Source organism: Acinetobacter sp. ATCC 27244 (assembly GCF_000156555.1).
Lineage (GTDB): Bacteria > Pseudomonadota > Gammaproteobacteria > Pseudomonadales > Moraxellaceae > Acinetobacter > Acinetobacter haemolyticus.
The window spans coordinates 103,125-116,464 of sequence record NZ_GG665955.1; the positions used below are offsets into that span (position 1 = coordinate 103,125).

Here is a 13,340-nt window from a genome sequence, read left to right on the forward strand (position 1 = left end):
ATTATCTTTATACACAGCTTTAGCAATAGATCGGTATTCTAAAGATAGACAAGAAGGAGAATAAATATGCAGCTAAAATTCGCACACGACTCAGATTATTTCTTTTTTTCACAACTCCTCATGCGCCATATTGAAAATTATGTTCGAAAGCATCCAGATGCGGATAATGCGATTTTTGATTTAAGAGATATTTATGACGTATTTCGAGAAGACTTTGCATCAACAACAACCAATCTTGAAGGTATTCTAAATATTGCTGATGCCTATCGAGTTGAGACATTGAATGGAGATGAACGACTGATTCAAAGCTATAAAATTGATGTCAAAAACAACTCTTTATTGATTGATTTCAATGCAGATGCATTACAAAGTTTGAGATCTGGTCGCCCATTAATCGAACCTGATTCTTCGCTACAAGAATAATCAACCTTGGTTGCATCGCTTTAAATATTCTTTCGCCAAAGCTCAACTACGCTTTGGCTTTTGTTATGATTTTTAAACTCTTTTACACATTGATCATGTCTAGGAGGCTGCACCGAATTAAGCCCCCTAGGTTGCTATCATTTTTTGGTGGTTTGCTTATAACGCTTCGCTGGCCAAGTCATAATAAAACGCGCTCCACCCAAGTTTGGACTTTGATCGACCTGAATTGTCCCACCAAACCAATATGCAATACGACTCACAATAGATAAACCCAAACCATAGCCACCTGAAGCACGAGTACGACTGTCATCGAGACGAGCAAAGGCTTCAAAAATTCGAGAGCGATCTTCTTCTGGAATCCCTGGACCATCATCCTCAACACAGACATAAGCTTGACCATCTGCACGAACACCACCGCTGACACGTACCTTGTTATCGCAATAACGTACTGCATTACCCACAAGGTTTTGTACTACACGATGTAAATAGCGACGTTCTGCATCAACTTTCAATACCAACGAAGGTGCAATCAATTCTATTTCTTTTTGTGTTTTTAGCGCCTCAGTTTCCATTGCCACTTGATCAAGCACTTCAACCAATACAACTTCTTCGAAATCTAACGAAGGGGTTCCCTGCTCCAACTTGGCATAAGTCATGATTTCATCAATCAAGGTATTCAACGCCTCAATATCCTTATCAATCATATCGACCTGCTGAATACGATAATTATAATCATCTTCTTCAGCCAACATTTCCATGCCAAAACGGATTCGTGCCACTGGCGTTCTGAGTTCATGCGATACAGCACGCATCAACTCTCGCTGCGCTTCAATCAAACGCTGGATATGATCCGACATATTGTTATAGCTTGAAGCCAAATTTGCCATTTCATCACTGCCTTCGATCGGTACACGCAATGACAAATCACCTGACTTCATTTTATTTAAAGCATAACGAACCTGACGGATTTTTCGTTCTAATGGCAAGATCAGCCCATAAACACCCAAGCTCAACAAGAACAAGCTAAATAAGGTAATCCCTGCGGAAAGCTGGAAAGGCATCCAGTTAAACATCGGCACAGGACCCAAGATCAAGACTCGTGCAGGATAGTTCGGCATCGGGGAAACAATCGAAATCGTGGTGCCGCGTATGGTCGCGCTATCTTTATATAGCAACACGCTTTGGTCTTGGCGTAGACGTCCTATTTGTTCTGAATCTAAATTCACATCTCGGATATCCATGATTTCAATAGGATAATAAAAATGTTGTTTGATTCGTTCCAAATACTCACTTTCTTGTCCCGGATAAAACATCAAATAATCCAAGACAAAAATTGGCAACGCCTTCATCTGGCGTTCGCCAATCTTATCGACTTTGATATAGAGAAAATGCTGCGGATCATCTTTCAAACCGATGATGATATAACCTACGCCATGATTCGCATCATATCGAACCACTGACTTTTGCTCAGCAATTCGCTTTTTTTCAGTCCGAGACAATTCAACTCGTGCCGCATCTACATAATAAATCGGCAATTCCAACAGATCAGAAGCATCAGAAATCCAATCTAATTTCTGCTGTTTCTCTGGTTGGCGAGATACCCCCTCACTAATAACGTAGGAAATACCATCTGTAAGAGACTCTCGATATTCTTGCGCACGCTGATAGTTAATGATTTGGACCAGCAAATAACAAAATGCGGCAACCACAACCACCAATACAACCAATCCAGCATAAATTCGCAAGAATATGCTGTTCTTCAGTACTCGACTCACCATAAGGGATATGATTCCAAATTATTCAACAGCTTCTCCTTTCCAAAAGAAGAAACCCTCCTTGTAAGAAGGAGGGGCTGAATTTTACATCCCATTGGTTTCTTTAACGAATAAGTAACCTTTACTACGTACTGTTTTAATACGTTTCGGGTTTTCTGGATCATCACCAATTTTTGGACGAATACGAGAAATACGAACATCGATCGAACGGTCTTGACCGTCATATTCAATACCACGTAAACGCTCAAAAATATCTTCACGAGACAAGATACGACCCGCATTTGATGCTAATAGCCATAACAAGTCATATTCTGCACTGGTAAAGTCAACCAACTCACCATGCAAAGTGACTGAACGACCGCCATTGTCAATCACAAGATCATCAAATTCGATACGTTGTGCCACTTCATCTTCAACGGTTTTGTCAGTACGACGTAACAAAGCACGGATACGCGCCAATAACACACGTGGTTGAACAGGTTTAGCAACATAGTCATCTGCCCCCATTTCCAAGCCAAGCACTTGATCCATATCTTCGGTACGCGCAGTAAGCATCAAAATTGGTTGGTGATAGTGTGGACGCACTTCACGGCAAACAGTCAAACCATCCGCACCAGGTAACATCACATCTAATACCACTAAATCTGGTTGCTCACTAATGATTCGACGGATTGCGCGATTACCATCTGTTTCAACCCCAACTTCCAGACCGTTACGGATCAAATACTCTTGTGTTAATCGTGCTAAACGCTCGTCATCTTCTACGATTAGAATCTTCGGTAACTTTTCTTCTTGGCTCATTTATTTGCCCCTAATAATCTTACAGATACATTGGTTTATGTTTTGCAATATACACACGTTTACATTGTAAACAAGTGGCCTTCACCAAACTGATACACGCCTAGCCAGTTTTGTTATCTTTTTATTAAAATTATGAATTTTAATACCTTTTTCAGTTTTATCTGGGTTTTTTCAGCAAAATGAAAATTAAGTATATTTTTTGTGCCAATGTTAAACAATTTGTTTCTTCCTTCATCAAACAAAATTTAAGTGTTTGTTTTTTGAGTTATCCACAGAGTTATCTATACGTGTTTTTAAATCGCTTTGTTATGCTATGTCCCTGTGAAATCAGCAGTTAAGACATGAAAAAAAATTTAGTAAAATGTCAAGGATTGATCTGCTGGTAAAAATCCCGTATCTTGTGTTTAAAACAAACTTTAACCACTAAGTATTGTGTTTATCCCTCAAATATCGTGGCATACTTTTTGCTCGATTCAAACGGTCTATGAACATAAAAATAGATGATAATGGAGCTATGCTGACATGAGCATCATCACTTCTACTCCTGGCCAACTTCAGGTCATTAAACGCACCGGAGAGATTGCGACATTTAATGCCGAGAAAATTTCTGTTGCGATAGGGAAAGCATTTCTGGCAGTTGAAGGTCAACAAGGTGCAGACTCTAGTCGCATCCATGACCGTATTACGCAATTGACCGAAATGGTAATGAACACATTCAACCGTCGTTTACCTTCGGGCGGCACGATTCATATCGAAGAAATTCAAGACCAAGTTGAATTGGCTTTGATGCGTACAGGCGAACAAAAAGTTGCTCGTGCCTATGTGATTTATCGTGAACAACGTGCAACTGCTCGTCAGCAAACTGGTGCAAATCATCACCCGACCCTACAAATCACGGATGCCAAAGGACAGCTCCAACCTTTGGATCTCGATGCACTTACTGCGACAATTGAAACCGCAAGTGCAGGTTTAGAAGGCATTGATGTTCAAGCGATCGTGGATGAAACCGTTAAAAACTTATATAACGGCGTAAAAGAAAGCGATGTTGCAACCACCATGATGATGGCAACGCGTACCCGTATTGAGCAAGAACCAAACTATACTTATGTGACTGCACGTTTATTATGTAATGAACTGGTCAGCACTGGATTAGAGTTCTTGGGTCTACCAACTGACACTTTAGAAGGCGACGCATTAGAAACCTTCTTGAAAAAAGGGATCGAACTCGACCTTCTATCTCCTGACCTTCTGAATTTTGATCTTGCAAAATTGGCAGCAGCAATCCAACCAGAACGCTCAAACCAATTTACCTATTTAGGTCTTCAAACTTTATTCGATCGTTACTTCATTCACTCAAATGGCGTACGTTTTGAATTGCCACAACTTTTCTTTATGCGTGTGTCGATGGGTCTTGCACTCAACGAAGAAAATAAAGAAGAGCGCGCAATCGAGTTCTATAACTTATTATCTAGCTTCGATTACATGGCATCTACGCCTACCCTATTTAACTCAGGTACATTACGCCCACAATTATCAAGCTGTTATTTAACAACAATTGGTGATGACCTGTATGACATTTATGGTGCGATGCGTGACAACGCAATGCTTTCTAAATGGGCGGGTGGTTTAGGTAATGACTGGACACCAGTACGTGCTTTGAACTCTTATATCAAAGGCACCAACGGTAAGTCTCAAGGTGTTGTACCATTCCTTAAAGTAGCGAATGATACCGCAGTTGCTGTTAACCAAGGTGGTAAACGTAAAGGTGCGGTTTGTGCGTACTTAGAAACTTGGCACTTGGACGTTGAAGAATTCCTAGAGCTACGTAAGAACACAGGTGATGACCGTCGTCGTACCCACGACATGAACACAGCAAACTGGGTTCCTGATTTATTCATGCAACGTGTATTTGAAGATGCTGAATGGACACTATTCACGCCTTCTGAAACGCCAGACTTGCATGACTTAACAGGCGCTGAATTTGCTGAGCGTTATGCGCACTACGAAGCAGTCGCAAAAGAACAAAACATGCTCCACAAGAAAGTACGTGCGAAAGACTTATGGCGCAAGATGCTTTCGATGTTGTTTGAAACAGGTCACCCGTGGATCACATTCAAAGACGTATGTAACTTACGTTCACCGCAACAACATGTGGGCGTGGTGCACTCATCGAACTTGTGTACAGAAATCACTTTAAACACCAACCAAGATGAAATCGCGGTATGTAACTTAGGTTCAATCAACCTTGTACAACACGTTCAAGGTGGTGTGTTAGATCGTGAAAAGTTAGCACGTACGATTAAAACAGCAGTTCGTATGCTCGATAACGTGATCGACATTAACTACTACGCTGTACCACAAGCGAAAAACTCAAACTTGAAGCACCGCCCTGTCGGTATGGGCATCATGGGCTTCCAAGATGCACTATATGAAATGGGTATTGCTTACGGTTCAGACGCGGCAGTTGATTTTGCTGACGAATCAATGGAAGTGATCAGCTACTACGCGATTCAAACATCAAGTGATCTTGCACTTGAGCGTGGTGCTTATTCAACATTTAAAGGTTCATTGTGGGATCAAGGCATCCTGCCAATCGACTCTTTAGAAATCGTTGCGAAATCACGTCCAGAACGTATGTTCGAAGTTGACCGTACCCAACGTTTAGACTGGGACACTTTACGTGCCAAAGTTCAAAAAGACGGTATGCGTAACTCAAATGTGATGGCGATTGCTCCAACTGCAACCATTTCAAACATTTGTGGCGTGTCTCAGTCGATTGAGCCGACATTCCAGAACTTGTATGTGAAATCTAACCTTTCTGGTGAATTCACTGTGATTAACCCATATCTTGTGCGTGCATTAAAAGAACGTGGTCTATGGGATACAGTGATGGTGAATGATCTGAAACACTTTGAAGGTTCAGTTCAGAAGATTGCGCGTATTCCTGAAGAATTAAAAGCCATCTTCGCGACAGCGTTTGAAGTTGATACACGCTGGATCGTCGATGCTGCATCACGTCGTCAAAAATGGATTGATCAAGCACAGTCACTTAACCTTTACATCGCTGGTGCAAATGGTAAGAAGCTTGATATCACTTATAAGATGGCATGGTTACGTGGTCTTAAAACCACTTATTACCTCCGAGCGTTAGGTGCAACTTCTGCTGAGAAGTCAACCATCAATACAGGCGCACTCAATGCAGTAAAACCTGCATCAGTTGAAGCTCCTGTGGTTGCAGCTCAAGCAGTTGAAGACAAGAAACCAGAAGCTCAAGTTGAAGAGGATGGTTTTACTACTGCAGCTCCAGTACCAATGGCATGTTCAATTGACAATCCAGACTGTGAGGCTTGTCAGTAATTTAATCTAATAATGAACCCTTCTTTATAATAAGAAGGGTTCAAAGATTAAAATATATTGAGGCAAAGAGTGGGATGAATATGACTCATAACTATATGTTGGGATTAGCTGTTCTGATCTTTGCCTTTATTTTCTTTTATATACCAATGGTCTATGCATTTTTAGCCATTCGTAAACAACAGCGTAAGCAAAATAAGTCTTAAGGGTTGTGAATTTCAATCATCAAGAAATTGAAGCTCAATCAGTAAAACTTAATTTTGCTTACACAATATAAACGTATATTACAGATATCTTTGTTGAGAGATATCGATAACAGCTATATACAACGAAGAGAGAACGAAAATGTCTATCCTAAGTTGGGACGATTTTGAAGATGATACGCAAAAACCGACTACACCTGAACACAAGTCTGCGTCCCTCGACTCGCAAAAAACGGTTAATACGCAGATGGTACCTCCTACAGAGCCATCATCGCCGCGCGTGGCAGCTCCACAACCCGCTGGAACCAATACCAGCAGATCAACAAATCCAACCGATTCGTTGGCTCGAGCATCTGAAGCCTTAGAACATTTGGATGTTGCGCCTGGTTTAGAAGAGTTGGAAATGGGTGCACAACGTGTACAAGTTGATGATAAAGCGATGATCAACTGTCGTGCGGACTTAAACCAACTTGTTCCATTTAAATATGAGTGGGCTTGGCAGAAGTATCTTGACGGGTGTGCAAACCACTGGATGCCGCAAGAAGTCAACATGAACCACGATATCGCGCTTTGGAAGTCTGAAAATGGCTTAACTGAAGATGAGCGTACCATCATCATGCGTTCTTTAGGTTTCTTCTCTACTGCAGATTCATTGGTTGCAAACAACTTAGTATTGGCGATCTACCGTCATATCACGAACCCTGAATGCCGCCAATACATTTTGCGTCAAGCATTTGAAGAAGCAATTCATACCCATGCATATCAATACTGTATTGAATCATTAGGTATGGATGAAGGTGAAGTCTTTAACATGTATCGTGAAGTTCCATCTGTTGCGCGTAAAGCAGCTTGGGGCTTGAAATATACACAGTCTTTGAGTGACCCTACTTTCCATACAGGCACGCCTGAAAACGATCAGATTTTACTTCGTAACTTGATCGCGTTCTATTGTGTACTTGAAGGCATCTTCTTCTACTGTGGTTTTACACAAATCTTGAGTATGGGTCGTCGTAACAAGATGAATGGTGTTGCTGAGCAATTCCAATACATCTTACGTGATGAATCAATGCACTTGAACTTTGGTATCGACATGATCAACCAAATCAAGATCGAGAACCCACACTTGTGGACAGCGACTTTCCAACAAGAAGTGATTCAAATGATTCTTGAAGGTACTATGCTTGAGATCGAATATGCGCGTGACACGATGCCACGTGGTGTATTGGGTATGAATGCGAGCATGATGGAAGAATACTTGAAGTTCATCTGTAACCGTCGTTTAGCGCAACTTGGTTTACCTGAGCAGTTTGCTGGTGTGACCAATCCATTCCAGTGGATGTCAGAAATGATGGACTTGCGTAAAGAGAAGAATTTCTTCGAGACGCGCGTAACTGACTATCAGACTGGCGGTGCTTTGAGCTGGTAAGCTAAGCGTCACACGTCACGCGACACATATGTTGTCATTTGCGACGCATAAGATGTCATTGAGCGACACATAAGTTGTCATTAAGAAATTTTTTATAAACACCCAATAAGAAATCTAGGTTTCTTATTGGAAAATTTAAAAAAACATAGCATTTTAAAATTTTAAATCCGAAATTGAATATAAAAGTTTGGCTAATTCTGGCTAAGGTACAATTGTGCTTAGAACAAGCAAATAGAAAATCAATTTCATAATGAACAATCAAGTTAGAAGGTAAAAATGGGATTACAAAGTAAATTTTTAACATTCAACAGCAATATCTACATAACTCGTCAAAGTGACGAATATAAAAATGCTCGTCAAAAAGACGATAGCATTACAGAAGACATTCGCAAAAAATTTAGAGAAAATGGATATCCAGTTCAAGAAGATTTTATTCAAGGATCATTAGCGACAAGTACTACGATTAAGGAAAAAGGGAAAGACTTTGATATTGATAGAGCAATTGTTATAAAAGAAGATGATGCCCCGGAAGATCCGACTATTCCTAAAAAAGTTGTGTTAGAAATTCTAGAAAATAGAGGTTTCAAGAATGCTAAAATTAAAAAACCCTGTGTAACTGCTGACTATAAAAATGAGGATTTACATATTGATATCCCTATTTATAGTAAATCGGAGAGCGGTTATTACAAATTAGCTGTGGGCAAAAAAAATTCTGATGAAAATAATAGAGAGTGGTCTGATTCAGATCCCAAAGGTTTAATTGATTGGGTCAATACTAAAGATAGTTCAGGCATTTATGAAACACAGAAACTTCAGCAATTTAAACGATTAACTAGATATATAAAAAGATGGAGAAACATCAAATTCCATGAGGATACTTGCAGAAAGGTTTTTTCGATCGGTCTTACTGTAATGCTCAAAGAAAAATTTCAAAGTTCAATTAATGATGAAGGCCTTGAAAATGATCTAGAAGCCTTGAAAAAAACTATCGATCAAATACTAGATTATTCCACTTACTTTCAATACCAAAACGACAGTCAATGGAAAGTAAAAGTAGATTTACCCGTATCTCCATACAGAGACATTTTCTCTGGGAGTAGTGTCGATACAGGAACTCAATTAAAAAATAAGCTCTCTACATTGAGAAACAAATTACAAAATGTCATTAATGAACCAGACGAAGCTAAACAATGTGATCTATTAAGAGAAATATTTGGTGAAGACTTCCCTGAAGGAACTAAAAATAATTCAAAAAATGAAGCAGCTAAAGTTGTATTTTCTTCAGCTGGGTCTGTAGGAACTTCTCAAGGCGCATGAACTATCAGATAATAATTCAGCATCTACAAAGCTGTGGATACTCAGTATCTACAGCTAATGTATTCGCTCGAGATGCTATAGAAGTTAAAGTGTCTATTGGTAGTTATGTCATTACACTCATCCATTTTGAAGTTGATGAAATAACTTCAATGCCCGTATTTTATTTAAAAGATCCACAACAGTTTCCTAGATTAGCGCATACAACATCTTCCAAAGATTTCAATTTGGCTAGTCTATGTGTAAATGTTACAGATTCTGTTTCGATTAATTATGAAGTTCCAAAAATTGCATTTGAGGACTCATTAAGAAAACACATTGAATTACTGAAAAAATGCCTAACTGATTTAACTTGGAATAAAGATGAACTTTTAAGAGAATTCTTAGCTAGTTGGTATAGCCTTACTGATACGAAATTTAACGATATCATCTGTGTTGTAGAATCACCTGAATTTTGCATATTAAAAGTTTATGCCCCTGAAGGCAAATGGGGCTTAAAAAGCTGTGTGCTAGTACATCCAGAGAATTATGATCTTAAAACAAAAGAACCATTTTTCAGGATTCAAGTAGCTGAAAGAAAAACTCAGCCAGATTTAGGGTGTATTCTCCCATTGCCTAGTATCACTTCTATTCCATGGACTGTATCAGATCTACCCCAATGGTTTTTAGATCATATTGAACTATTAAATCCAGAGATTAAAGAGCTCTTTCTAACTACTTTTGCACAAATTAGGAAAAATATTTTTTGGGTAATCTTCCATATTGATACACCCTCAGGAAAATCTTGGTTTGGTTTAAAATTCCAACATAAAAAATCTAGAGTCAATAAGAGCCTCCCTGTTAAGTTAGAAAATTTTTCCGAATGGAATATAGAAGCATGCTCAATTAAGTTATTTGATAAATCAAGCTTAATTCCTCGTGGAGGTGCTTTTTGCGATCTTCAAGACAAACGCGTTTTATTAGTAGGTTGTGGCTCTGTAGGTGGTTATATAGCAGACCAACTAGCATCATGCGGACTAGGCAACCTAACGCTAGTTGATTCAGACACCATATCAATTGAAAACACATATAGGCATTACCTTTCAATCGATTACTTGAATTGGGGAAAAACTACTGGATTACGGGTTAAAATTTCAACAAAATATCCTTGGATCAATATCAAACCTGTTAACGGATGTTTACTAAATTTTAGAAATGTTTCTATTTTGAATTCATTTGATCTAGTTATTATTGCCATAGGTTCTCCAACAAAAGAACGAATATTTCATGATTACTGTATTAAGAATGACGTAGAAACAGCCGTAATTAATACATGGACAGAAGGTTATGGAGTTGGTGGACATACAGTTTTAGATATTCCCGAGCAAAAAGGATGCTTAAGATGTGCTTATGTGGATAATGAAAATTTATGCAGAGGTTTAGTTTCTAATCTTAATTTTTTAAAACCTAATCAAGATTTAACTAGAAATCTTTCAGGGTGTGGTAATGCCTTTCTACCTTATTCAAACTTATCTGCTATTCAGACCGCCAGCATTACTACAGATTTAGCCTTAAAATTTTTACAAAGCAAGATAAAAGATTCTTCAAAGGTAAGCTGGAAAGGTTCTGATATAGAAGCTTTAAATGAAAATCTAGAATTGACAGATCGTTATTATGCCTTTTCAAAATCATTACTAATCACACCACTATTAAATCCAGAATGTGATATTTGTAATGAATGACCAATTAACTGTTAATGTTTATGACGCTACTGTTCATATCAATTCAGACATCATTGAAACATGGGAACAGTATCGTCAAATCTCATCTGAAGCTAAAGAAGCTTGCGGAATATTGATAGGACATCAAATTCAAGGTACTCAAGTCTTTCAACTAGAATTTGTTACTACCCCACAAAAACTAGACATTAGAACTAGATATAATTTTGTGATGAAAGATCCATTTCACCAGAAGTTTCTCGATAAAAAGTATAAAGAATCTAATGGTACATCTATTTATTTGGGTACATGGCATAGCCATCCTGAAAACTCCCCTACGCCCTCTGCAATAGATAAAAAGGATTGGGCGAGGTGTCTAGCTAGAAATACTGATAGAAAACTCTTTTTCGTTATTGTGGGAATCAAAGAAATTAATATCTACATTATGAAAAAAAATTCTTTATACGTAACTTCAATTATAAGGTTATAGAACTTTCATGAATACAAGTAACACAGAACCATCTTTCGATATTATACAAACCCGCTATTTACCTTTAGACAATATTCAATTAGCTCAAGCATACATAGCTGCGATTAAAAATATTATTAGTTGGAACAAAGTAAGTATTTTAAGAGATAAAAGTGACATTGATGGAAGAAAAAATTTACTATTTTTATTGATGCTTGATGATGAAATACTTTCGGTCTTACGTGTCAATTTACCTAAAAATGATCTTATGTCATTTATAGAACTTACAGCAGGTATTCGCAAAAATATTGAAGTCAGATCACTTCCTGATAGAGCGCTACTAGCTGAAGAAATCACTGATCTTAATGCTATTCAAAATATTTGGCATGAATATGCATTTACATCACATATTCTGAATGATAAACGTGTGAAATCTAAATTTATTAGTGATTTTCTTAGCCACGAGAAGAAAGTAGGTAGAGGTAATCCTTTTACAAAAAGTACTTTAAATCAAGTTATGTTAGATAGCTTTGGCAGATGCATGTTTACTGGTTGTGGAGAAAGATTGGATATCGATAAACTCACAGGTAGAAAGGGAAATTATGCATATAATGCTCACAATATAGCCTCTTCAGATAATGGTGAGCGTGGTCTACCTTTCTTATCAAGCGCTTTATCTAATGATCCTGAAAATGTACTGTTACTCTGTGACAAACATCATCGGTTAATAGATAAGGTAGCACCAAGTGATTATGATTCACTGACACTAAATAAGATGCGTAATGAGCATAAAGAAATGGCTCAACAGCTTTTAGATGCTCTAGCTTTTGAACCAATCCCTGTATATTCAGTTCTATGGCCTGTACATGGACAAGCTGTATCAAATCCTGACTTAAAAGAAATTGCCTCAAGCCTCCACCCATTAAAATATAAAATAAATGGCTGTCTTAATACCTTGTGTAATAGCAATATCGATCCAGAGCTATTCAAAGAACAGATGATTCGGCACATAGAAATAGAAGCTAGAAAAATTATCAATCAAACTCAAAATGAGAATTATAAAGCAGCAATATTTGCTTTTGGTCCTATGCCAGCTTTAATTGGTTTAGGGGCATTACTCGGTAACAAGGCAGAATTTATCCCTATGTTAAAATTTAGAGACAGTCAAAAATGGGAATGGCCAAGTCCCACAATGGTGGATCCATTTAATGAGATAATTGGACTAGATAAATTAAAGAAAAATAATGAAGTTGTGCTATGTATTCATGCTACAGCTAAAGTTGATAGAGTTCTTGAAAAGGCCCAGCAATTAGCAGAAAGCATTGATAATCAAGTCGTGGAAATATCGACTTTACCTGAGTATATGGGTAGTAAAAGTATACCCCACCCATTAAACGTTAAAGCTCTTACTGCCCAAATTCAGAAATTACTACATCATTTTAAAAGTAACCATGGAATTGAATTAGTACATTTATTTATAACAGCCCCGAATGCAGCATGTGTTGCCATAGGACAAGGGATTGATAAAAATCATCCAGATGTAATCATTTACGACTATAAACAAGCTGGCTTAGAGTCTGTATTAAGGATTAATAGTACTGAAAATGGCAATGAGCTTATATCAGTTTAAAAACAAAAGGCTTGGAAAATATTCTGAGCCTTTTAATTTTGAAAATAGCAGAATGCCAGAAAATCAAAAATACTAGCATCCAATACTTTTAACCAGTCTATTAACTCAATCACATCAAGTCTTCTTTCCAATATTTCAACTTTAGAAACATGATCCTAGACAAAATAATGGACACATAGTCCCTCTAAAGATAACGTAACGTTAACTTTGGAGATGTAAAATGGCTAAACGCTTTAGTCCAGAATTTA

10 protein-coding genes and 1 pseudogene are annotated in these 13,340 nt (G+C 37.9%); 8 read left to right on the plus strand and 3 right to left on the minus strand.

The window, feature by feature from the left end:
• Positions 1–66: 66 nt before the first annotated feature.
• The gene (locus HMPREF0023_RS08710) at positions 67–423 is read left to right on the plus strand and encodes a hypothetical protein (protein ID WP_004638046.1); all 357 of its coding nucleotides are present in this window, start codon (positions 67–69) and stop codon (positions 421–423) included.
• A gap of 137 nt (positions 424–560) precedes the next feature.
• Here the strand turns inward: HMPREF0023_RS08710 and bfmS are convergent, their stop codons facing one another.
• Complete coding sequence (bfmS, locus tag HMPREF0023_RS08715; RefSeq protein ID WP_005081329.1) at positions 561–2,201, minus strand: sensor histidine kinase BfmS; 1,641 nt, start codon at positions 2,199–2,201, stop codon at positions 561–563.
• Positions 2,202–2,282: 81 nt separating this feature from the next.
• Positions 2,283–2,999 carry a response regulator transcription factor BfmR gene (gene bfmR / locus HMPREF0023_RS08720; protein WP_005081325.1) on the minus strand — a complete coding sequence of 239 codons (717 nt, stop codon included), beginning with the start codon at positions 2,997–2,999 and terminating at the stop codon, positions 2,283–2,285.
• A 522-nt stretch (positions 3,000–3,521) separates the two neighbouring features.
• Here bfmR and HMPREF0023_RS08725 point away from each other — a divergent pair.
• The 7 genes from HMPREF0023_RS08725 to HMPREF0023_RS08750 all read left to right on the plus strand — a co-directional run bounded on the left by HMPREF0023_RS08725 (position 3,522) and on the right by HMPREF0023_RS08750 (position 13,092).
• Positions 3,522–6,356, plus strand: coding sequence for a ribonucleoside-diphosphate reductase subunit alpha (locus tag HMPREF0023_RS08725; protein ID WP_005091576.1), 2,835 nt, complete (start codon positions 3,522–3,524; stop codon positions 6,354–6,356).
• A gap of 74 nt (positions 6,357–6,430) precedes the next feature.
• Positions 6,431–6,559: a hypothetical protein gene (locus HMPREF0023_RS16245; RefSeq protein ID WP_005081321.1), complete on the plus strand. Its 129-nt coding sequence runs from the start codon at positions 6,431–6,433 to the stop codon at positions 6,557–6,559.
• Positions 6,560–6,698: 139 nt separating this feature from the next.
• Positions 6,699–7,982, plus strand: coding sequence for a ribonucleotide-diphosphate reductase subunit beta (locus HMPREF0023_RS08730; protein ID WP_004638040.1), 1,284 nt, complete (start codon positions 6,699–6,701; stop codon positions 7,980–7,982).
• 276 nt (positions 7,983–8,258) lie between these two features.
• The gene (locus HMPREF0023_RS08735) at positions 8,259–9,299 is read left to right on the plus strand and encodes a nucleotidyltransferase (RefSeq protein ID WP_008941877.1); all 1,041 of its coding nucleotides are present in this window, start codon (positions 8,259–8,261) and stop codon (positions 9,297–9,299) included.
• Complete coding sequence (locus HMPREF0023_RS08740; protein ID WP_008941878.1) at positions 9,296–11,017, plus strand: ThiF family adenylyltransferase; 1,722 nt, start codon at positions 9,296–9,298, stop codon at positions 11,015–11,017. Before HMPREF0023_RS08735 ends, HMPREF0023_RS08740 begins: the two co-directional genes overlap by 4 nt.
• Positions 11,010–11,483, plus strand: a complete 474-nt coding sequence (locus HMPREF0023_RS08745; protein WP_008941879.1) for a Mov34/MPN/PAD-1 family protein — start codon at positions 11,010–11,012, stop codon at positions 11,481–11,483. Before HMPREF0023_RS08740 ends, HMPREF0023_RS08745 begins: the two co-directional genes overlap by 8 nt.
• 7 nt (positions 11,484–11,490) lie before the next feature.
• Entirely contained in the window at positions 11,491–13,092 is a 1,602-nt protein-coding gene (locus HMPREF0023_RS08750) for an SAVED domain-containing protein (RefSeq protein ID WP_008941880.1), read from the plus strand.
• A gap of 32 nt (positions 13,093–13,124) precedes the next feature.
• Here HMPREF0023_RS08750 and HMPREF0023_RS16905 read toward each other — a convergent pair.
• A pseudogene (locus HMPREF0023_RS16905) lies at positions 13,125–13,244 on the minus strand (XRE family transcriptional regulator); the annotation flags it as partial.
• Between the last annotated feature and the right edge of the window lie 96 nt (positions 13,245–13,340).

What these genes read in the sequence shown, in the direction of transcription:
- HMPREF0023_RS16245 (WP_005081321.1), top strand. Translation starts at nt 6,431, where the DNA reads ATGAATATGACTCATAACTATATGTTGGGATTAGCTGTTCTGATCTTT.
- HMPREF0023_RS08735 (WP_008941877.1), top strand. Translation starts at nt 8,259, where the DNA reads ATGGGATTACAAAGTAAATTTTTAACATTCAACAGCAATATCTACATA.
- HMPREF0023_RS08730 (WP_004638040.1), top strand. Translation starts at nt 6,699, where the DNA reads ATGTCTATCCTAAGTTGGGACGATTTTGAAGATGATACGCAAAAACCG.
- bfmR (WP_005081325.1), bottom strand. Translation starts at nt 2,999, where the DNA reads ATGAGCCAAGAAGAAAAGTTACCGAAGATTCTAATCGTAGAAGATGAC.
- HMPREF0023_RS08740 (WP_008941878.1), top strand. Translation starts at nt 9,296, where the DNA reads ATGAACTATCAGATAATAATTCAGCATCTACAAAGCTGTGGATACTCA.
- HMPREF0023_RS08750 (WP_008941880.1), top strand. Translation starts at nt 11,491, where the DNA reads ATGAATACAAGTAACACAGAACCATCTTTCGATATTATACAAACCCGC.
- bfmS (WP_005081329.1), bottom strand. Translation starts at nt 2,201, where the DNA reads ATGGTGAGTCGAGTACTGAAGAACAGCATATTCTTGCGAATTTATGCT.
- HMPREF0023_RS08710 (WP_004638046.1), top strand. Translation starts at nt 67, where the DNA reads ATGCAGCTAAAATTCGCACACGACTCAGATTATTTCTTTTTTTCACAA.
- HMPREF0023_RS08745 (WP_008941879.1), top strand. Translation starts at nt 11,010, where the DNA reads ATGAATGACCAATTAACTGTTAATGTTTATGACGCTACTGTTCATATC.
- HMPREF0023_RS08725 (WP_005091576.1), top strand. Translation starts at nt 3,522, where the DNA reads ATGAGCATCATCACTTCTACTCCTGGCCAACTTCAGGTCATTAAACGC.